The organism is Nocardiopsis sp. YSL2, from assembly GCF_030555055.1.
Taxonomy (GTDB): Bacteria; Actinomycetota; Actinomycetes; order Streptosporangiales; family Streptosporangiaceae; genus Nocardiopsis.
Map to the genome: position 1 here is coordinate 2,128,239 of NZ_JAMOAO010000001.1, position 20,879 is coordinate 2,149,117.

A 20,879-nucleotide genomic window follows, 5' to 3' on the forward strand; every position below is an offset into this window, starting at 1 on the left:
AAGTTCGGGCGGCGCGAGGCCGGGCGGAGAGGCCCGGGTGAAAGTCGGCCAGAGCAGCGCGAGGGCGGGTCTTCCAGGCAGGAAGACCCGCCCTGTGCGTTTACTCCCCGTCACTTCGTGACAACGAAGAGTGTTCCACTCTCCACGATCACGGTTCCCGCCCACCGGCACCGGGACCGATCCCAGGCCGTGGCAGGCGGATACTCGCCCAACAGCGGGCATCCGCCACACACCCTAGTCCTCGATCTGGTCGTCGAGCGCGGTGGTGCGCTTGCGGGCCAGGAAGGTCGCGGCCGCACCTCCGCCGACCGCCACCACGGCCGCGGTCACCAGGGCCGCCAGCGAGCTTCCGGTCGTCGCCAGCCGGTTGTCGGTCGCGGCCGGCGGAGTGGTGGGACTCGGGGCCGGATCGGTGTCCCGGTCCGTGGGGACCGGTGATCCGACGGTCTCCCCGAAGGTGGACCCCAGCGCCCAGGCGTCGGCGAAGTCCACGCCGAGCACGTCCTCCTCGTCCTCACCGACCTGGATCCACACGGTCAGCGCGGTACGCACGCCCTCTCCCGCCCAGTCCTGGTCCTCGTCGTCGAAGGTCGCCTCCATGGCCTCGAACCGCACGCTGACGGGCACGGTCTCCAGGACCTCGCCGTCCTCGCCGAAGACCTCCAGGGTGTCGTCCACGGTGACGCCGGTGGCGTCCACCGGCCCGACCGGGACCCCGAACGCGGTCAGGTCCCCGTGTTCGAGGGAGGCCTCCGTCGTGCCGTCGAACTCGGCGTCCGCGGTGCCGGTCACGTCCGACAGCGTGATCTCGACCGTGTTCTCGCTCCCGGAGGTGGTCCGGGAGTTGCTCTCGTCCAGGACGACGACATCGTCGTCGGTGCCCCGGGGGCCGCCGCCGTCGCTCGGGGAGGCGCTGGGCGGAGCCGACTCCGCCGGGGGCGAGGCGGAAGGTGAGGCGGAGGGTTCCCTCAGGGCCTCGCCCTCCTCCGGGGCCTCGGGCTCCGGCCCGCTCTCCTGCGCGATGACCGGACCGTCGGCGTCGCCTCGGGTACCGCCCTCGGTGCCGGGGCCGGTTCCGGGATCGCGTTCCGCGTCGCTCGCGGCGTCCGAGGCCAGGGCCGGTGCGGGGCTCTCCCGCGCGCTGGGGCTCGCGGACGGCCGCGCCGCGCCGTCCGGGAGGTCGAGCAGGCCGAGAGCGGCGAGATCGTGCACGCCGAGCCGGACCGTCGCCGAGTCCACGGTGGACCGGGCGCTCGCGCCGTCGCCGTCGACCACGGCCCTGCTCTCACCACGCACCGAGGCGTAGTCGGCCAGTGGCCCGAAGAGGGTCTCCGCCGAGACGGTCTCCTCGGTGTCCCCACCGAAGCCGATGACGGTGGAGTAGCCGGTGACGAGGTCGCCGTCGGCCACCCAGGACTGGGCGTGCCCCCAGACGAGCGGGGCGGCGGAGGCGGAGGCGGGGACCGCGGACACGGCGCCGAGCGCACCCAGGGCCATGAACAGGGTGCCTCCGGCGAGGAGGCTGCGGGCGGACGGTCTGTGGGGGGTCACCACTTCGCTCCTGTTGCATCTGGGGGATGGTCCGGTCGGCATGCTCCTGCCGTGCGCGGTGGCCGGGGAACGGGAGGGGTTCTCCTCCCGGTGCGGCCGTCCGGACCGTCGGGGTACCGGAGTGCCCCACGGCGAGCCTAGTCCGTGGGCCACCGCACGGGAAGCGGGCCCGTTCGGTGCTGCCCCGATGCGCGTTCCGGCGTCTACTAGGGCCTAACGCGGTCCCCACCCCCGGGAGTTCCGTGTGCCGCGCGCGGACGACGAAAAGGCCCCGGGGACGACTCGTCCCCGGGGCCGCGTCGGGCCGTCAGACCCTCAGCTCAGACTCAGCCCTCGCCGTTCTCCTCGGCGGTGGCGGCGGTCTTCTTGCGGCGGGCCAGGTAGGCGGCGGCGCCACCGCCGACGGCGATCGCCGCGCCGGCGCCGATCAGGCCGACGACCGGCGAACCGGTCTGGGGCAGGGGCTCGACCGACTTGGGCGCGGGCGCCTCCTCCTCCGGCTCCTCGTCACGGGCCGGCGGGTTCTGCTCGTCGCCGTCACCGGGCTCCTCGCCACCGGGCTCCTCGCCACCGGGGTTCCCGCCACCGGGCTCGCCGTCCTCGACGGTCGCCACGGCCGCGGCCGTGGTGCCCAGGTAGTAGGTGACCTGGGATTCCTCGACGGTGAACGTCACGTAGAAGTCGGTGACGCCGTCGTTCCAGGTGACGCCGTCGTCCTCGAAGGTCTCCACGTAGTGGACCGGGTAGACCTCGGCACCGCGGGTGGCGCTGCCCCTGTTGAGCGAGTAGTCGACCTCGCCGTCCCAGGACTGGGTGGTGGTGACGCTCGCGCCGCTGACGCTGATGTCGGCGACCACGTCGCCGCTGGCGCTGACGGTGTCGGAGTTCTCCTCGTCCAGCGTGACGACCTCGGGGGCGGTCTCCTCGGACGCGGACTCCGTGGTCGGGGCCTCGGTCTGCACCGGGGCCTGGGTCTCGGCGTCGGCGCCCTCGCCCTCACCGTCGGTCGGGGCCTCGGTCTGCACCGGGGTCTCGCCCTCGGCGTCGGCGCCCTCGCCCTCACCGTCGGTCGGGGCCTCGGACTCCGCCGGGGTCTCGCCCTCGGCGTCGGCGCCCTCGCCCTCACCGTCGGTCGGGGCCTCGGACTCCGCCGGGGTCTCACCCTCGGCGTCGTCCTCGTCGTCCTCGTCGTCCTCGTCGTCCTCGTCGTCCTCGGTGGGCTCCGGGGCCTCCTCCTCGGGAAGCTCGTCGAAGCACTCCTGGGTGAGTTCGATGCGCGCGCTGTTGATCACGGTGGTGGCGGTCACGCCGTTGGCGCCGACCGTGGCCGTGGTCTCGGCGTCGAGGGAGAAGCAGTCGTCCACCTGGGTGACGCCGCCGGTCGTGCCGGAGGCGGAACCCGACTGGGTCACGTCGGTGATGGCCTGGGCCGCTCCGCCCGAGGCGGTGGCGTAGCCCCAGCCGTAGGTGGTGTCGGCGGCCGCCGGCATGGCGGCGGCGAGGCTGAGCGCACCGAAGGCGGCGAAGGTGGCGCCACCCTGCGCGATGCGGCGCGCGGAGAACTTGGGACTGATCTTCAAGGTCATCCTCATTCGGATCAATCCAGCCCGTAGTGGTCGGGCTGGCCTGGCCGCACTCCACAACCTCGGAACGCGGGGAAGTCCACGAGGTCCGGAGCAGCTGGCCCAGGGGCTGGTAGGGGGATGACAGGCGCCGCTGTGGGGCCTCTGCCAACCGGAAGCGAGGGCGCGCCGGCCCCAGGACAGTGGGGCCCGTCAACCAAGAGTGGGACTGCGTCCCGCTTCCAGAAAGAACCTTAACCGGAAGACAAAGATCGAATCATCCGAAATGTGATGACAAGTGGGTAACACTGACGGAATGGATCACCCTGCGCAACCGAACCATTCCCTTCGCGATTATTCGCGCATCCCTGTGAACCTCGCCCAGTGACGCGCGTCAGCCGAAAGGGCGCCTGCGACAGGGGAAGCCACCCGCCCGCTGCATCGCAGGTCACCCGGCTACCGGACCGGCGGCATCCGCCCCCGGGGACACCTCTCCACCGCGTCGGCCCCGGAACACCCGGCCACCGGAGAATGGCCGCCGACGCACGGAGGACCATCCGCCGACCACCACTCGCCGCACATGTGGAATTCCAGCGAATTTCACACCATTCCGCGTCAACCGAACCGCCGCCCGGGGCGTCATGGCCCAGGTTCGGGCACGACCCCACGGGACGGACCCGGTCACGGCGAGGGACTAGGTTGTGGGCATGCCCGTCTCGGTACCGTCAGGGCCGCGGAGCCGCGTCGGCCGCGCCCTGTCACTCGTCGCTCTGACCACCACCGTCCTGCTCGCCACCGCGTGCGCGAGCGGGTCCGGTGCCGCACCCGAGGGCGACCCGACCGCGGCGATCCCCCTGCCCGGCCCCGAGGACGGCGGTCAGGGAGATGAAGCCGGCTCCGGGAAGCCCGGGAGTTCCGGTGACGCCGCCGCACCGCCCGGCGGGGCGGACGGCACGGGGACCGACGACGTCCCGGCCGTGGACGGCCCGCTCGGCTCACGGGTGGTCCTCATCGACCCCGGGCACAACGGCGGCAACGCCGCGGCCGCCGACGAGATCAGCGAACTCGTCTCGGCCGGCCCCGAGCGCAAGGCCTGCGACACCGTGGGCTCCGAGTCCGGGGACGGCTACGCCGAGCACGAGTTCAACTGGGACCTGGCCCTGCTGGTCAAGGAGCGGTTGGAGGCCGACGGCGCCACGGTCGTCCTCACCCGTGACGACAACGCGGGCGTCGGCCCCTGCATCGACGAACGCGCCGCGATCGGCAACGAGGCCGAGGCCGACGCCGCCCTGTCCATCCACGCCGACGGCGGCCCCCCGTCGGGCCGCGGATTCCACGTGATCACCCCCGGCGAGGTCGACGGTTTCACCGAGGACATCGTCGAGCCCTCGCGACTGCTCGCCGAGGACCTGCGGCGCGAGTACCGGGAGGGCTCCGACGTCCCCTACGCCGACTACGCCGCCGAGGAGGGCCTCGACGAGCGCACCGACCTGGGAGGGCTCAACCTGTCCACCGTGCCCAAGGTGTTCCTGGAGGCGGGCAACCTGCGCAACGAGGAGGACGCCGCGCTCCTGTCGGATCCGGAGTGGCGTGCCGCGGCGGCCGACGCGATCGCGGGCGGACTGGCCGACTACCTCATGCGCGAGTGAACCGGGGGCGCACGACCGCTCCCGGCCACAACCGCCGTCATCCCTGGCGGGCGTCAGGGCTCTCGGCCATAATGCCCTGCATGAACTCCCCCGTGCCCCCGCGCGTCCCCGCGTTCGATGTGGTTCTGCGCGGGTTCGACCGCCGCCAGGTCGATGCCCTCGTCGACCGCGCCAACGTCACCCTGGCCACGCTGACCGGGGTCCCCGCCTTCACCGACGCCGCCGTTCTGGTCCCCGGGCTCCCCGCGCGCCGTCGGCCGGAGCCGATCAGCGCCGCCGAACTGCGGTCCCCCTCGCTGGACCTGACCCTGCGCGGGTACGAGAGAACCCAGGTCAGCGAGGTTCTCAGCGACCTCGCCGACCGGATCACCGAAGCCGAATCACGCGGTGACCGGGGATGACCCCCCGGGCAACCGCGCGAACTGCACAATGGGGACCATGCCTCTGACACCGGCGGACATCCGCAACAAGAAGTTCCATACGGTGCGTCTGCGCCCGGGTTACAACGAGGAGGACGTCGACGCCCTGCTCGACCGGATAGAGGCGACGCTCGTCGCCCTGGAGGGCGGCCCCCGCCAGGGTCCCCTCCTCACCGCCGACGACGTGCGCAACTCCAGATTCCGGACCACGAGGCTCAGCCCGGGGTATCGCGAGGACGAGGTGGACGACTTCCTCGACATCGTGGTCGCCGACCTGGTCGGGCGCGGGCTCGGACGGCCCGCGAGCCCCCCGCTGCCGGATCGGCCCGGCGCGCCCGGTCCGGGGCAGGGCGGGCCTGGTGGTCGGGGCGGACCGATGGGACCCGGGGGTCCTCCCGGAGCACCCCCACACGACCCGGCCGGTCCGCGGCGCCCCGGAACGCCGCCGCAGGGGCAGCAGTCGCACCAGCGTCCGCCGATGACTCCGCGTGACATCCGGGAACAGCAGTTCGCGACCACGCGCCTGACCACGGGCTACAACGAGCAGGAGGTCGACGACTTCCTGGACAGGGCCGAGTTCACACTCGACGTGCTGCTCCAGGGACGGCCGGAGCGGGCGACACTGTCCGCCGCCGAGGTGGAGCGCGTGCAGTTCGCCACGACCCGGGCCCGTCCCGGGTACGACCCCGCCCAGGTGGACCGGTTCCTGGACGTGCTCGCGGAGGAGTTGCGGCGCTACGAGGAGCGCTGAACGACACGCGTCCTGACACGCCGTCGCCTACCAACACCATCCCAAGGGAAGCGGAACGTAATATTCAGCTACAGAGTGTAGCTGAATCGCCATGGGCGCGACCCGCGACCTGAGGGGAGGCACGATGTCACACGCGATACCCCCGCGGGGCCACGCCACCTGTCCGACCCACGGTACGCACGCCTGCTCCGCGGCGTCGGGCAAGTGGACGCACGCGCACGGCGGGCCGGGACCGCGGACCGCGCGCCGCGACGCCGACCCGCCACGTGCCCTCGACGCCGACGAGGAGCTCCTCCCCGCGCCCGCGCACCCGTGGGAGGTGCCGCTGCTGGCCGTGTGCGCGGTGGTCAACCTGCTGGCGGCCGCCGCGCTCGCGTACACGGTGTGGTCGGTGTCGGGCTCGCTCTGGTGGGCCGTCGGCGTTCCGGCGTCGGTGCCCGTGGGGCTCTGGGCGGCCCGGGGGCTGCGCTACGCCCGCCAGCGCGCGGAGTCGGTGAAGATCTCGCCCACCCAGTTCCCGGAGGCCTACCGGATGGTGGCGTCCCTGTCCGCCGGCATGGGTCTGAGCCGGGTTCCGGAGGCGTACGTGCGGGCGGGAGGTGAGCACTGGACGGTGCGGACGGACGCCGGCGGACACAGGCTGCACCGGTACCTGGTGCTGCCGAACGACCTGTTCGAGGTCGGTGAGCGGCTGCGCGACCCGGACGCCGTCGCGTTCCTGATCGCCCACCAGCTCGGCCACGTCGCCGCCGGGCACACGGGGTTCTGGCGCCGGTTGGCGACCCTGGGCGCCCACCTCGTACCGGGTCTGGGCGCGGCCCTGTCCCGGACCATGGAGTACACGGCGGACAACCACGCCTTCACCCACTGCCCGCAGGGCGTGCACGCGGTCCGGCTGTACGCGGGGGGCAAGCACCTGTACTCGCGCGTCAACATGGGCGAGATGGCCGACCGCGCCCGCACCGACCGGGGACTGTCGCTGCTGGTGTACCACCTGCTCAGCCACCGCCCGAGCAACACCCGCCGGATGGCCGCGCTCCGCGACCGCGCCCGCCGCGGCCGGGTGTTCCTGTAGCCCCGCGCCCGGAGGCCCCACCCGGCCCCACCTCGGGAGGCCGCCGCGCGGCCCGGTGCCGCCCCGGGCGGGCACGCCACCGCGTCGGCCGGCCGTCTCGAAGTCTGCGCGGGAACACGCCGAGGCGGAACCCGTTCGCCCGCGTGGACCGGCTCTAGGGTGTGGGAACCCGGCCGGGCCGGCGAGGGACTTGACGGGGTCGAACACGTGTTCGATAAACTGTACGCGTGAGTCTCCTGAACGAACAGATCGACGTCCGCTCCACCCACGGTGGGAACCCCGCCCAGTTCACCTGGCGCGGCCACACGTTCCGGGTCCGCCGGGTCATCGGCGACTGGCCCGCCCGCGCCGAGTCGCCCGGCACCCCGGCGACCCAGGTCCACCTGCTCCGCGTCTCGGCGGAGTCGGAGGCGGGGCAGCCGAGCATCATCGACATCACCAGGGACGCCGCGTCGGACACCTGGACCATGCGGCGCCAGTGGCAGTGACCGGCCGCCCGTCGGCCCGTTCCGCACCCGTCCGGCCCGCGCGGCGCACCGCGCGGGCCGTTCCCGTGCGCGAGGGGTCCGAGGAGCGGTCGGGGCCCCGGCCCGACTCGGCCGGACCGGCGGGGAGGGCGGTCCGGGATCCGCGACCCGGCGGAGCGCCGGGCGCCGGTCACAGGGCGAAGTAGGGTTCGCTCCGGTTCTCGCGGGCGTAGCGGATGCGCTCCAGGATGCGCGGGGGCATCTCCGGCAGGTCGTCCGGAGCGAACCACCGCGCGTCGAGCGACTCGTCGCCGACCGGGCCCGGGCTGCCGCTGACGGCACGGCACCGGAAGGCCAGGTCGAGCATCTGCACCCGGTCGCCGTTGGGGTAGGTGAAGGGCTCCGCGGACACCACGCTGGTCAGGCGGTCCACCTCGGCCTTCACGCCTGTCTCCTCCCACACCTCGCGGACGACGGCCTGGGCGGGCTGCTCGCCCGGTTCCAGGATTCCGCCGGGCGTGCACCAGCGGCCGTCGTCGGTGCGCTGGTGGAGCAGGACGTGGCCGTCCTCGTTCAACAGCACGCCCGTCACCCCCACGAGCGGCAGCAGGTCGTGACCGACGTGGCGGCGGAGTTCGAGAACGAAGTCTGGGACCGGCATGCCTTGAAGGCTAGGTCATCCGGAGGCGGTGGGGCGGGAAGGACGCGGCCCGCGGGGGCGGAGCACGTCGAGGGGACCGGCGCGCGCCCTGGAGCACCGCTGGAGCGGACGGGGGGCCGGACCGCTCAGGCTCAGGCTCGGGCTCGGGCTCAGGCCCGGCGCCCCGCGCGTCGCTCGGCGTACTCCTCGGCCAGGACGGACATCAGGACCGTGTCGTGCCACTCGCCGTCCCAGCGCAGGTGACCGCGCCACACGCCCTCCCGGACGAAGCCGGACCTGGCGTACGACTTCTGGGCGTTGACGTTGAACGCGAACACTTGGAGCGCCACCCGGTGCAGCCCCGCCGCGCCGAACGCGTAGTCGAGGACGAGGTCGGTGGCCTCGGTACCGTACCCGCGCCCGGTCAGCGCCATGTCCCGGAGCGAGATCCGGTAGTCGGCCGCCGCGTTCTCGGGATCCAGGTCGATGAGCGCACACTCCCCCACCACGGTTCCGCCCTCGCGTTCGAGGATCGCCCAGTCGGCGCGGTCGTGGTGGTCCCGGCGCGTCGCGAACCACTCCCGCAGGCCCTCCGGGGTGAAGCGCTGGTGCGTGCCCGTGAGCCTGCGCACCACCGGATCCATCTCCACGTAGTCGTCGACGAGGGCCGCGCCGTTCTCCCCGTCGAGGGGGTCCAGGCGGACTCGGCCGCCGGTCAGCACGGGCTGTTCCCGGAACACGTCAAGGGGCACCATGGTCGGCGATCCAACCAGCCGCTCCTTCGCGCGGGCAACCCGTTTTCCGTACGCCCTGTACGATCCGGGCACAGCGCCCGGTGCGCCTCGGCGGGGAGGAAAGAGGGGGAACCGTGTCGACGGGTTCGGTGAGTTTACAGACGGTCCGTGAGACCAACCTGGGCGTGGTGCTCCGCACGGTGCGCTCCATGGCGCCCTGTTCACGCGCCGCGGTCGCCTCCGCCACGGGGCTGAACAAGACCACCGTCTCCAGTCTGGTCGCCGACCTGATGTCCCGGGGTCTGGTCCGCGAGACCGGGGTGACCGCCGAGCACCGCGTGGGGCGTCCCGGCGTGATGCTGGCCCTGGACGAGACCTCGATGGCGGCGATCGGCGTGGAGGTGAACGTCGACTACCTGTCGGTGGTCGCCGTCGACCTCCTCACCCACGACCTCCTCACCAGGCACGTGCCCTTCGACGCCCGCTCGGCCGGACCCGACGAGTGCGTCCGGCAGATCGCCGCGACGGTGCGGGAGACCATGGACGGCCCGGAACTGAGCGGGCGGACCGTCGTCGGGGTGAGCCTGGCGGTGCCGGGCCTCATCGACACCGCGACCGGGACGGTCAGACGCGCGCCCAACCTCGGCTGGACCGAGGTGCCCCTGCGGGACCTCGTCCGCGCCCTGCTGCCCGACCCCGACCTCTCCGTGCAGGTCGACAACGACGCCAACCTCGGCGCGCTGGCGGAGTACCTCACCGGCTCCTTCGCCCAGACCCCCGACCTGGTCTACCTGACGGGGGAGGTCGGCATCGGCGCGGGCCTGGTGACCGGCGGCGCACTCCTGCGCGGGGCGGGCGGCTTCGCCGGGGAGATCGGCCACGTGCCGCTGAGCGAGGAGGGCCCCGCGTGCGCGTGCGGGCGCAACGGCTGCCTGGAGGCCCTGGCCGGGATCGATCCGATCCTGCGCGAGGCCGTGCCCGACCGCGTCCCCGACCGCTGCCTCTCGGCCAGCGACATCACCGCGCTCGTGGCGGTCGCGGTGGAACGCGCCACGGCGGGCGACGCCACCGCGGTGGGCGCGTTCGAGCGGGCCGGAACCTGGTTGGGCCGGGGCGTGGCGATGCTGGCCAACGTGGTCAACCCCCGCGTGGTCGTCCTCGGCGGCTACTTCGTGCCGATGGGCCCGTGGCTGCTGCCGAACTGCCGGGCGACGGCGTCGGCGAACATCTTCGCGCCCGACGCGGGCGGCAGCCGGGTGGAGCTGTCGTCCCTGGGGCTCAGTGCGGCCGCCCGGGGCGGGGCCGCGGCGATGGTCCACGCGCTCGACGCCGGACTACTGCCGCTGCCCGCGCCCCGGGTCCGCACCGGATGATCACCGGGTGCCGGGCGCCCGGGTGCCGCCTCAGCCCCGGCCGAAGGCGAACGACTCCACCGCCGCGCCCCCGCCCTCGCCGGTGCCCTCGAAGACCAGGTAGAGGTCGCGCACGCCCTTCGCTCCCGTGACCTCGGCCTTGACCTCGGCGAAGGCGAACCGGTCGTCGCAGGCGGGCACGGCGAACGTCGCCGCCACCGGCCCCTCCTCCGGGTCGTCCAGGCGCAGCAGCACCACGCACTCCCGGTCGGCGTTGACCACGAGCCGTCCCTCCGTGGCGCCCTCCCCCAGGTCCACCCCGTGGAAGCCCGCCCACGCGGCACCGGCGGCGGCACGCACGGCGTCCCCGCGCTCGCGGGTGACCGGGCACAGGCGGACACCGCGGGCGTCGTCGTAGCCGGCGGCCTCCCAGGCGCGGCCGAAGGCGTCGCGCGGCGGGATCGCCTCGCCCTCCACCTCCAGCGGCGCCGTCGCGCGGATGTCCGCGGCCGACCGGCCGACGAGCACCTCGCGCGGCGCGTCCTCCACGACGAACCGGTCCCGGGTGGTGTCCCACAGCGCCAGCGCGTCGACGTCGAACCCGACCACCGCCGTGCGCGACCCGCCCGGCTCCACCGTCAGCCTCGCGAAGCCCCGCAGCGCCCGCAGGGGCACCCGCACGCGCGACTCCCGTTGGCGGGTGTACACCTGCACGACCTCCTCGGCCGTCCGGGTCCCGCTGTTGGCGACCTCGACCTCCACCGTCACCCGGCCCCCGTCCACCCGGACCACCGGCTCCCCGTACTCGACCGTGGTGTAGCCGAGTCCGTGCCCGAACGGGTAGAGCGGGTCCCCCTCGAAGTACAGGTACGTGCCGCGCGCGGTGATGACGTCGTAGTCCAACAGGTCCGGCAGGTCCGCCGTCGACCGGTACCAGGTCTGGGTGAGCCGGCCGGCGGGCTCGGCGTCGCCGAACAGCACGTCGGCCAGGGCGTGCCCGTACTCCTGCCCGCCGTGCGCGGACCACAGGACGGCCGGCACGTGCTCGTCGGCCCACGTGACGGCGAACGGGTAGCCGCTGCTCAGCACGAGGACCGTGGCCGGGTTGGCTTCGTACACGGCCCGCAGCACCCGTTCCTGGGCCTCGGGCAGGTCCAGGTCGGCGCGGTCCTCGGTCTCGCGGCCGTTCACCATCGGGTGGTCGCCCGCGACCACCACGGCGACGTCGGCGGTGGAGGCCACCCGCGCGGCCTCCTGGGCACCCGAGCCGAGCCCGTCGACGAGGAAGGGGGTCGCCTCGCCGGGGTCGTCGGTCAGCCGCAGGACCAGGTCGTCCCCGACCCCGACGCGGCGGCCGGTGTGGATCTGGACGAGCACGGTGTGGCCGGCGGCGTCCTCTTCCATGCGGAAGGTCTGGCGGACCTCCCATGTGCCGGGACCGGGGGCGTCGCAGACCAGGGTGCCGTCCGGTCCCTCGTTCACGTACGTGCCGGTCTCCGCGGAGCGCAGCGCGCAGGCGCCGCCGCCCCAGTCCAGGAGGTCGAACGCGGCGCCGGGGGTGCGGGCGCGCACGGCGGCGCCGTCCTCGTGCAGGCCCTGCGCCCCGGTGCTCACCAGCCGCAGCGGTCCCCCGTCGGCCGGGGAGACGACCGCGCCGTGGCCGTAGGTCGCCAGCGTGATCCGGTCGGCGCCCTCGCAGAACACGGTCTCCACGCGTGCGGCGATACCGTCGCGCGCGGTCACCTCATAGGGCAGGGTCCCGCTGTACCAGTCCTCCAGCAGGGTGTCGCCAAGCTGTCCGATCACGGCCACGCGGCGCACGTCCCGCAGCGGCAGGATCCCGTCGTTGCGCAGCAGCGTGATCGAGCGCGTGGCCGCCTCCCGGGCGAGCGCGCGGTGTTCGGGCGTGTCGACGGCGCCGCTCGCGGCGGCTGACGGATCGGCGTCGAACTCGCCCAGGCGGACGCGCACGGACAGCGCGTGGCGGACCGCCGCGTCGACGTCGGCCTCGGTCAGCAGGCCCCGGCGCAGGGCCTCGCGGACGTGGCCGAGCGTGGCCTCGGTCCGCTCGTCGTCCTGGGTGAAGCTGTCGAGCCCGGCGCGGATCGCGTGGGCGTACGCCGCCGGCAGGTCGGGGTGGAAGTGCTGGAGCTCCACGAGGTTGGCCGGGGCGTAGGCGTCGCTGACCACGAGCAGGTCGTCGGGCGCGGCCTCCCGCAGGACCTCGTTGACCAGCGGGCTCAGGTGCGCGGGCCTGCCGTTGACCAGGTTGTAGGACGGCATGACCGCCACGGCCGCCCCGTCGCGCAGGGCGGGCAGGAAGGCGGGCAGCTCGTACTCGCGCAGGACCCGCGGCGGCAGGTCGCTGGAGGTCGTGCACCGGTCGGTCTCGTTGTTGTAGCCGAGGAAGTGCTTGAGGGTGGGCGCGGTGCGCAGGCGCGTCCCGTCCCCGGCCAGGCCGCGGGCGTAGGCGGTGGCGATGAGCCCGGTGAGCCAGGGGTCCTCCGAGTAGCCCTCCTCGTTGCGCCCCCACCGGGGGTCGCGCAGCGGGTTGACGACCGGCGCCCAGACGTTGCGCCCGGCTCCCGCGGGGTCGCGCTCGTGGAAGGCCAGGGTCTCGTCGGCGGTGGCCGAGCCGACCCGGCGGACCAGGTCGGGGTCCCAGGTCGCGGCGAGGCCGACGGCCTGCGGGTAGACGGTGGCGGGGCCGAGCCAGGCCAGGCCGTGCAGGGCCTCGGTGCCGGTGCGGAAGGCACCGAGGCCGAGGCGTTCGACGGGCGCCTGGTGCTGGTGGAGGAGCCCGATCTTCTCGTCGAGGCTGAGGGCGTCCAGGAGGTCGCGTACACGCTGCGCGTCCTGGGATGCCTGGGAGTCCTGGGGGAGCGGGTGGGCCATGGGGGGGTGTCCGTCTCTGGTTCGATGCGCCGACGTCTCGCCGAATCGAAATCGAAACGCTTCGACTTCGAGCCCGGCGAGACCTTGTGTGGTAGTTCACAGTGCAGTAATTTGTTCGTCTAAACGGCCAACTAATTCATAGCAAAATGGCCCTTCGATTCCTACCCCCGTGGGCCCCCGGCCTGATCGACCGAAGGAACGACGCTATGCCCTCCACTCCCCGTAGACCAGCGCCGAGCCGCCGCCGCTTCCTCGGCCTGGTGGGCGCCTCCACCACCGCCGCGTTCACCGCCGGAGCGCTCGGCGCGTGCAGCTCGAACTCCGGAGGCGGTGGCGGAGGCTCCGCCTCGGCCGCCACCTCGCTGGACGACCTGATCCCCACCCACATCCCCTTCGACGGGGTCACCCCCGACCTCGAGGGCCTGCACGGCGCGCCGAGCGGCTTCACCTCGTACCCGGACACGTTCATCCAGGCGCTGCCGAACCCGCCCGGGAGCGGCGGCCACTACACCGCCATGACGCCCCTGTGGGGCCCCGTGCCCCCCGCGCTGGGCAACAACTCCTTCTTCGACTACGTCAACGGGCGGATCGGGACGACCGTCGAGTTCAACTTCCAGGACGGCGACACCGTCATCGACAAGATGAACGCGGTCATCGCCGGGCGCGACGTCGCCGACATCACGATGTTCCCGGACTGGGTCATCAACCTGATCCCGCAGTTCAACCGGGCCGTCGACGAACTGTTCGAGGACCTGACCCCCCTCCTGGCCGGCGACGCCGCCAGCGCCTACCCCCTCCTGGCCAACCTGGAGAGCGACGCCTGGCGCTGGAACGTCTTCAACGAGAAGCTCATGGGCGTCCCCTGGCCCTCCGAGCCCTTCGGCAACTGGGTCCTGATGCGCCGCGACCTGCTGGACGAGTACGGGATCGAGCCGCCCACCTCGCCCGACGAGCTCTTCGCGATCGGCGAGGAGATCAACGATCCCGACAACAACCGGTGGGCGTTCGGCGACTTCAACCTGAGCATGCGCCAGATCTTCGGCGCGCCCAGGCAGTGGCGCTACGAGAACGGCGAGCTCATCCACATGTTCGAGACCGAGGAATGGCGCGCCAGCGTCGAGTACATGCGCCGGATCTACGACGCCGGGCTCATGCACCCCGACGTGGTCGCCAAGGCCGACAACTCCAAGGAGCTGCTCAACTCCGGAGAGATCCTCTTCAACCAGGACGGACTGGGCGCCTGGAACGAGGCGTACGCGCAGATGCTCGGCGACAACCCCGACTTCCGCCTGGACCTGATGCCGGTCTTCGGCCAGGGCGGCAACGACCCCGTCATGCACAAGTCCGACCCCTCGGGCCAGTCGGTGTTCGTCCGCAAGGGCATGGACCCGGCGCAGGTGGAGGAGATCCTCGGCGTGCTGAACTTCTGCGCCGCCCCCTACGGCACGCAGGAGTACATGGACTACCGGTACGGCGAGGAGGGCGTGCACCACGAGCGCGACGACGACGGCGCCCCCCAGCTGACCGACCTGGGCAACACCGAGGTCAACGACGGCTACTACTTCATCAGCGGGCGGCCCCCGGCGATCACCGAGAGCCAGTACCCGGACTTCGTGCAGTGGAAGTCCGACTGGTACAACCACGCGGCCCAGTACGCCGAGGAGGACCCGTTCGCGGGCATCCGCATCCAGCGGCCCGAGCGGTTCTCCGCCGCCGAGACGCCGATGACCGACAAGGTCGAGGACATCATCCGCGGGCGCGAGGACCTCAGCCAGCTGGACCAGGCCATCTCGGACTGGCGGCGCGACGGCGGTGACGAGGGCCGCGAGTTCTACATGGGGGTCCTGCAGGAGCACGGCCGTGACTGACAGGTTCGACTCCTCCGGCGGGACCACGGCCCCGCCCGCCCCCCGTTCCGCGTACACCTCCTCCGCCGGCCCCGCCGGCCGGGGCGGGGACGGGGCGAACGGGGGGCGCGGGCCCCGTGGAGACCGCACTTCGCGCACCCTCGGACGCCGGGGCGCCGACGCGCCCCGCCCCCGGCGCCGGTCCCTGCGGTCGCGGCTGCGCCGCGACTGGCAGCTGCTGCTGATGACACTGCCCGCGATCGCCCTGCTCGCGGTGTTCCACTACACGCCGACCCTCGGCAACATCATCGCCTTCCAGAACTACAACCCGTGGGACGGCGTGATCGGCAGCCCGTGGGTGGGCTTCAGCCAGTTCGAGCGCCTCTTCACCGACGCCCGGTTCTGGAGCGCGGCGGGCAACACCCTGATGATCGCCGCGATCCAGCTGGTGTTCTTCTTCCCGATCCCCATCGGCCTGGCGATCCTGCTCGACAGCGTCCTCTCGCGCCGCATGCGCCTGGTGCTCCAGAGCATCGTGTACATGCCGCACTTCTTCTCCTGGGTGCTGGTCGTGACCCTGTTCCAGCAGGTGCTCGGCGGTGCGGGGCTCTTCTCCCAGATGCTGCGGCAGAACGGGTACGCGCCGCTGGACGTCATGACCAACCCGGACGCGTTCCTGTTCGTGGTCACCTCCCAGATGATCTGGAAGGACGCCGGGTGGGGGACGATCATCTTCCTCGCGGCACTGGCCGCCATCAACCAGAACCTGTACGAGTCCGCGGCGGTGGACGGCGCCGGCCGGTGGCGGCGGATGTGGCACATCACCCTGCCGGGGCTGCGGCCGGTCATCATCCTGCTGCTGATCCTCAAGCTCGGCGACATCCTCAACGTCGGCTTCGAGCAGTTCTACCTGCAACGGGACGCGTTCGGGGCGAACGTGTCGGAGGTACTGGACACGTACATCTACCACCAGACGCTCGTCACGGGGAACTTCAGCGCGGGAGCGGTCGCGGGCCTGGTGAAGGGCATCGTCGGACTGATCCTCATCGTGCTGGCCAACAAGCTGGCCCACAAGATGGGCGAGAACGGAATCTACAGACGCTCATGAGCACACTGTTCGCCGACCGCCCCGTGTGGGCGGAGCGCCCCAGCCTCCCTGCACGCGCCGCGAAGAACACCACGTTGGCGGCCATCGCGGTCGTCATCATCTTCCCGCTGTACATCGTCATCCTGACCAGCCTGTCGCCGGCCTCGGCGGTCAACAGCGCGGGCGGCCTGGTCCTGGTACCCCAGGGCATCTCGTTCCAGGCCTACGCCGACCTGTTCAGCGGCGGGGTGGTCACCCGGGCCGTCCTGGTCAGCCTGGGTGTGACGGCCGTCGGCACGGCCGTCAGCCTGGCGGCGACCATCCTGGCGGCCTACGGGCTGTCCCAGACGGGGTCCCTGTGGCACCGGCCGCTGCTGTTCGCGGTGCTGCTGACGTTCCTGTTCGCGCCGGGGATGATCCCGCTGTACCTGCTGGTCAGCAACGTCGGACTGATCGACAGCTACTGGTCGCTCATCCTGCCGACCGCCGTGAACGCGTTCAACCTCGTGGTCATGCGCGCGTTCTTCATGAACCTGCCGGGCGAGATCAGCGACAGCGCCCGGGTGGACGGCGCGAGCGAGTGGACGATCCTCACCCGCCTGGTGCTGCCCATGTCCAAGGGCGTCACGGCGGTCATCGGGCTGTTCTACGCGGTGGGCTACTGGAACGCGTTCTTCAACGCCATCCTCTACATGAACGACAACTCCAAGTGGCCGCTCCAGCTGATCCTGCGCCAGTACGTGCAGCAGGGGCAGCAGCTGAGCTCGAACTCGGTCGTGGGGAACGCGGTCCAGGGCACCGCGTCCGCCCCGAACCTGGCGATCCAGATGGCCATCGTGGTGGTGGCCCTGGTCCCGGTCACGTTCATCTACCCGCTGGTGCAGAAGCACTTCACCAAGGGCGTCATCATCGGCGCCGTCAAGGGCTGAGAGCGCGCGGTCGGCCCCGGAGGGGGGCCGACCGCTCCGGGGTCGACGGGCGTCCTGGCATGCTGTCCGGATGAACCGCACAACGAAGATCAGCTCTCGTGTCCTCTCCGGCGCGGGAGCCGTCCTGTTGTTGGCCGGGTGCGCGCAGGACGCCGAGGAGCCGGAGGAGAGCACGGAGGCGGCGGCCGAGGAGTCGGAGGAGTCCTCGCCCGAACCGGAGGGCCCGGCGCTGACGGCCGTACCCGGGAACGGCGACGTCGCCTGGCTGGTCCCCGACGAAGGTGAGCTCGACGACTGGACCATCAACGTCGAGGACGATTTCGTGCTCTTCTCCCACACCACGGGCGCCGGCGCCGGATGCGGATCCTCGTTCGGCCTGATCGAGGGACGTGCCGCCGACCGCCGGGACGCGGGCGCTGACTCCGCGATCAGTGCCATGGACTGGGTGAGCGTCGCCATGGCCGGGGTCACGATCGTCGAGGAGGGATCGGAGCCCGAGGACGACGCCGAGTACGAGGACCTCGGCACCGTGGAGGTGGCCGCCGACTCCGGGACGGTGGAGTTCTCCATGGTCCAGGGGCACAGCGACACCATGAGCACGTCGGACGCCAGGGCGGGCGTGTACTGGGCGGGCGACGACGAGTTGTACTTCTCGCACAGCTGCCTGATGGGTGACTGGGAGAGCGGGGAGCAGGCCCTCATGGACCTCCTCGACCAGGTGAGCGTCACCGGAGTCTGACAGCCTCCCCCGTTCCGCTCCCCTGCTCCGTGATCGGCGGGACCGGGGTCAGACCGTCGAGCGCAGCAGGGGGATCCGCCGCATGGCGGCGACCAGGAGCATGCTGATGGCGGCGGTCGCGACCGCGTACCCGCTCGCCGCGGCCAGGGCCAGGGCGCCGTCGGGCGTCCCACCGATGTCGCGCAGCGTGTTGAGCACCATGACGTGGACGAGGTAGACGCCGAGGCTCAGTCCGGACACCGCTCCCACGACCCTGCCGACCGTACGCCCGGCGCGGCCACCCGCCGCCAGGCGCGAACCCGCGGCGCGCAGCAGCACGAAGGCCCCGACGGAGGCGGGGACGACCGTCGGGGACAGGAAGCCGTACACGTACGCGGCGCCGGCCCCCCACTCCCCCGCGACCGCGGCGGCCGCCCAGGCTCCCCCCACGGTGGCGGCGGTGCCCAGGACGAAGGCGGCGCAGCCGTAGCGCAGGCTGCGGGGCGCGGGGCCGCTGTTCAGCAACAGCCACCCCAGCAGGTAGTAGCCCAGGAACGGGAGGAACCGCGTCGCCGCGGTCACGCCCCCGACGCCGTCGACCAGTCCGAGTAGCTGGTCGGCGGCGCCCAGGGCCAGCGTCAGTCCCGCGAACCAGCAGAGTCCGGTGCGCGGTGTGTGGGCCACCACCGTGCGCAGGAACGGCGTGAGCAGGTAGAGGCCCGCGATGACGTAGAGGAAGTACAGGTGGATCGAGGGCGATACCGACGCGGCCTGGGCCACGGCGTCCGAGGCGCCGATGCCGTCGCGCCACCGCTCCCAGACCAGGTAGGCGACGGTCCACACGATCAGGGGCACGCCGATCCTGGCCCACCGCCTGCGGTAGAACTCCCCGGCGTCCTCCTCCCGTGGGCGCAGCAGCAGACCGCCGCTGATCATCACGAACACCGGCACGCACCACCGCAGCGCGGAGTCCACGACGTGCGCGGCCCACCAGGCCGGGGTGCCGAGGTCGGCGTAGACGGTGCTGACCAGCGGGGAGAACGCGTGCACGACGACCACGGCCGCCATCGCGGCGACCCGGGCGAATTCGATCCACGTCGTCGGGAGGGGAGCGGACGGCGCCGAAGCCGGGCGGTCCGCGGGGGGCACGTCGACTCGCATCCCCCATCGATACCACTTCGTTATCTATGGCTCAAGTCGGTCCCCCCGGCGGCCGCGGGCCGGGTACCCCGTTCGAGGAGGGCTCGGACGGTGAGGGGGCCGCCAGCCTTCCCTGACCAGTCCCAGTACGCCGCGAGGGTGTCGAGCACGCGGAGCCCGTACCCGCCGGCCGCGAGGGGTTCGCGGCGGTCCTCGATGCGGGGTACGGGGATCGACGGACCCGGCCGGGGCCCGTTGTCGGTGACGGTCAGGACGAAGGCGAAGGGGCGGCGTTCGACCACGACGGTCGTGGTGCCGCCGGGATCGCCGGAGCGCGTGTGGCGCTGGGCGTTGGTGACGAGTTCGCTGACCGCCGTGATCAGGGCGAAGGACGCGCTGTCGGTGTCGCGGGCGATGCGGTCGGCCCACCGCCGGGCGACGCCGACGTGGTGAGGGTCCGGGCCGAGGACGATCCCGTGTCGGCCGGGTGTGGAGAGGTTCAGCCGCCAGGGAGGCGGGATCACCGATCGACGGGGAGCGGGAATCCCTTCCGGAGCGGAACCGGGAAAGGTACGTTCGTTCATGTTCGCGCCTGGTGTACTCGAAGTGACGGGTGCGAGCCACGGCCCGGGGCTGCGGTTTCAGCCGCCGGGCCTCTTGCTTGTCCGATGAATCTCCAACGACCTCCACACTGCACCAACGGCCTCTGACCTGCCATGTTTTCCACACTCCCGTGGATTTCAGTTGAATCCGTGGAGAGAACGGGAGCAAGTCTGTAGCTTTGTGGAATGGTGATTCCTGAACGCAGCCCCTGGCACCAGTTCGCTGTCGAGCTCAAACGCCTTCGCGTGCAGAGCGGCTATACGCAGGAGAAACTCGGCAAGGCGATCGGTGTGAGTGATTCGCTCATCTCAGCGATCGAGAACGATGAACGCCCACCGAAACCGGACTATGCGGAAACAATGGACACCGTCTTCTCCACAGGTGGAGCACTGACACGCCTGTGGTCGGACATCAACAAGAGCCTGGATGCGCGTGACTGGTGGCGCAGCATCAAGGTGCTGGAGCAGGCGGCCATCGAGATCCGCGAGTACCAGATGGTCATGATCCCCGGACTGCTCCAGACCGCCGAGTACGCCCGCACCTCCATGAGGGCCGGAAGGATCTGGGACCGGAAGGACAAGATCGAGCAGTTCGTGCAGATGCGGACGATCCGCTGGGGACAACTGCACAAGGACGTCGTCCTCTGGTTCGTCGTGGACGAGTACACGCTGACTCGGCAGGTCGGGTCTCCGGAGCTGATGCTTGCCCAGCTCGACGGCATCCTCGACCTGATCGACGCGGGAGCCATCCGCATCCAGGTGATCACCCGCCACGCACCCCAGCATCCCGGAATGAGCGGAGGGCTGCGCGTGCTCGGGTTCGCCGATCGACCTCCGGTAGCTCTGGCCGAGCACTGGTCCGGTGAGGCCGTCCTCGATGACGCGGAGACAGTACGGCAGGCGGGCCTGCTTTTCGGAGCCCTCCAGGGGGATGCGCTCTCGCTGAGCGAGTCTGAGAAGATGATCAGGCGAATCAGAGAGGACTACGCATGAGTGATTTCCAGTGGCATAAGTCCAGCTACAGCGGCGGTAGTACGGGCAACTGCGTGGAGGTCGCCGAGGGTGTCGCCACTGCGGTGCGGGACACCCAGAACCGCGAGCTCGGGCACCTGGCGTTCGGTGCCGCCGAGTGGACCGCGCTCGTGGACTCCCTCAAGCAGCACTCCTAGAAGCCCTGACGAACCGCCCTGTGGCCGCGAGCGACTCCGATCGCGGCCACACCCATTTTCGTACACCGGGCGACCAGAACACTGCTCCAAACCCGCTTAATTCGGGCCAATCAGCACCATTGCCATTTACCCGAATCCAGCACCAAGACATCCCCTGATCAGGAAAAACGGAGCCACGCGAAGGCTTCAGAAAAACTACCAACCGGTAGCGCGCACTTTCGCTTCGAACATGCCCTAATCTTCTTGGCGAACACACCAGAAAAAGCGGAGGCCCCGCGACGCTAGTTCGCGT

The 20,879-nt window shown here is 71.7% G+C and carries 19 protein-coding genes; 12 read left to right on the forward strand and 7 right to left on the reverse strand.

Annotation, left to right across the window (positions count from 1 at the left end; translation table 11 throughout):
• Positions 1–234 precede the first annotated feature (234 nt).
• Together M1P99_RS09215 and M1P99_RS09220 are read right to left on the reverse strand one after the other, a co-directional pair.
• A complete protein-coding gene (locus tag M1P99_RS09215; protein ID WP_369696532.1) occupies positions 235–1,551 on the reverse strand; it encodes a hypothetical protein in 1,317 nt (438 codons plus the stop codon).
• A 326-nt stretch (positions 1,552–1,877) separates the two neighbouring features.
• Complete coding sequence (locus tag M1P99_RS09220) at positions 1,878–3,131, reverse strand: LPXTG cell wall anchor domain-containing protein (RefSeq protein ID WP_304452236.1); 1,254 nt, start codon at positions 3,129–3,131, stop codon at positions 1,878–1,880.
• A 689-nt stretch (positions 3,132–3,820) separates the two neighbouring features.
• Between M1P99_RS09220 and M1P99_RS09225 the strand changes: the two genes are divergently transcribed.
• From M1P99_RS09225 to M1P99_RS09245, 5 genes are all read left to right on the forward strand, one after another.
• Positions 3,821–4,762, forward strand: a complete 942-nt coding sequence (locus M1P99_RS09225) for an N-acetylmuramoyl-L-alanine amidase (RefSeq protein WP_304452237.1) — start codon at positions 3,821–3,823, stop codon at positions 4,760–4,762.
• Positions 4,763–4,842: 80 nt separating this feature from the next.
• Positions 4,843–5,163 (forward strand): hypothetical protein, encoded by a 321-nt coding sequence (locus M1P99_RS09230; protein WP_304452238.1) that lies wholly within the window; start codon positions 4,843–4,845, stop codon positions 5,161–5,163.
• 28 nt (positions 5,164–5,191) lie between these two features.
• Positions 5,192–5,932 (forward strand): DivIVA domain-containing protein, encoded by a 741-nt coding sequence (locus M1P99_RS09235; RefSeq protein WP_304452239.1) that lies wholly within the window; start codon positions 5,192–5,194, stop codon positions 5,930–5,932.
• A 124-nt stretch (positions 5,933–6,056) separates the two neighbouring features.
• Entirely contained in the window at positions 6,057–7,007 is a 951-nt protein-coding gene (locus tag M1P99_RS09240; protein WP_304452240.1) for a M48 family metallopeptidase, read from the forward strand.
• Positions 7,008–7,234: 227 nt separating this feature from the next.
• Positions 7,235–7,495, forward strand: a complete 261-nt coding sequence (locus tag M1P99_RS09245; RefSeq protein ID WP_304452241.1) for a DUF6504 family protein — start codon at positions 7,235–7,237, stop codon at positions 7,493–7,495.
• Between the two features lie 169 nt (positions 7,496–7,664).
• On the opposite strand, the gene M1P99_RS09250 is transcribed toward M1P99_RS09245, so the two are convergent.
• Complete coding sequence (locus tag M1P99_RS09250; RefSeq protein ID WP_304452242.1) at positions 7,665–8,135, reverse strand: NUDIX domain-containing protein; 471 nt, start codon at positions 8,133–8,135, stop codon at positions 7,665–7,667.
• A 149-nt stretch (positions 8,136–8,284) separates the two neighbouring features.
• The gene (locus M1P99_RS09255; protein WP_304452243.1) at positions 8,285–8,869 is read right to left on the reverse strand and encodes a GNAT family N-acetyltransferase; all 585 of its coding nucleotides are present in this window, start codon (positions 8,867–8,869) and stop codon (positions 8,285–8,287) included.
• 128 nt (positions 8,870–8,997) lie between these two features.
• Between M1P99_RS09255 and M1P99_RS09260 the strand changes: the two genes are divergently transcribed.
• Positions 8,998–10,221: an ROK family transcriptional regulator gene (locus M1P99_RS09260; protein WP_304452244.1), complete on the forward strand. Its 1,224-nt coding sequence runs from the start codon at positions 8,998–9,000 to the stop codon at positions 10,219–10,221.
• Between the two features lie 30 nt (positions 10,222–10,251).
• Here the strand turns inward: M1P99_RS09260 and M1P99_RS09265 are convergent, their stop codons facing one another.
• Positions 10,252–13,095, reverse strand: a complete 2,844-nt coding sequence (locus M1P99_RS09265) for a glycoside hydrolase family 3 protein (protein WP_304452245.1) — start codon at positions 13,093–13,095, stop codon at positions 10,252–10,254.
• Positions 13,096–13,301: 206 nt separating this feature from the next.
• Between M1P99_RS09265 and M1P99_RS09270 the strand changes: the two genes are divergently transcribed.
• The 4 genes from M1P99_RS09270 (at position 13,302) to M1P99_RS09285 (ending at position 17,697) form a co-directional block, all read left to right on the forward strand.
• On the forward strand, positions 13,302–14,963 hold the full coding sequence (locus M1P99_RS09270; RefSeq protein ID WP_304452246.1) for an extracellular solute-binding protein: 1,662 nt from the start codon (positions 13,302–13,304) through the stop codon (positions 14,961–14,963).
• The gene (locus M1P99_RS09275; protein ID WP_304452247.1) at positions 14,956–16,050 is read left to right on the forward strand and encodes a sugar ABC transporter permease; all 1,095 of its coding nucleotides are present in this window, start codon (positions 14,956–14,958) and stop codon (positions 16,048–16,050) included. The genes M1P99_RS09270 and M1P99_RS09275 overlap by 8 nt, the downstream gene beginning before the upstream one ends.
• Positions 16,047–16,958, forward strand: coding sequence for a carbohydrate ABC transporter permease (locus M1P99_RS09280; protein ID WP_304452248.1), 912 nt, complete (start codon positions 16,047–16,049; stop codon positions 16,956–16,958). The genes M1P99_RS09275 and M1P99_RS09280 overlap by 4 nt, the downstream gene beginning before the upstream one ends.
• 70 nt (positions 16,959–17,028) lie before the next feature.
• The gene (locus tag M1P99_RS09285) at positions 17,029–17,697 is read left to right on the forward strand and encodes a hypothetical protein (protein ID WP_304452249.1); all 669 of its coding nucleotides are present in this window, start codon (positions 17,029–17,031) and stop codon (positions 17,695–17,697) included.
• A 48-nt stretch (positions 17,698–17,745) separates the two neighbouring features.
• Here M1P99_RS09285 and M1P99_RS09290 read toward each other — a convergent pair whose 3' ends face one another.
• Entirely contained in the window at positions 17,746–18,837 is a 1,092-nt protein-coding gene (locus M1P99_RS09290; RefSeq protein WP_304452250.1) for an acyltransferase, read from the reverse strand.
• A gap of 20 nt (positions 18,838–18,857) precedes the next feature.
• Complete coding sequence (locus tag M1P99_RS09295) at positions 18,858–19,340, reverse strand: ATP-binding protein (RefSeq protein WP_304452251.1); 483 nt, start codon at positions 19,338–19,340, stop codon at positions 18,858–18,860.
• A gap of 264 nt (positions 19,341–19,604) precedes the next feature.
• On the opposite strand from M1P99_RS09295, the gene M1P99_RS09300 reads away from it, so the two are divergent.
• Positions 19,605–20,411 (forward strand): helix-turn-helix transcriptional regulator, encoded by an 807-nt coding sequence (locus tag M1P99_RS09300; protein ID WP_304452252.1) that lies wholly within the window; start codon positions 19,605–19,607, stop codon positions 20,409–20,411.
• Complete coding sequence (locus M1P99_RS09305; RefSeq protein WP_304452253.1) at positions 20,408–20,587, forward strand: DUF397 domain-containing protein; 180 nt, start codon at positions 20,408–20,410, stop codon at positions 20,585–20,587. Before M1P99_RS09300 ends, M1P99_RS09305 begins: the two co-directional genes overlap by 4 nt.
• The last annotated feature ends 292 nt before the right edge of the window (positions 20,588–20,879 follow it).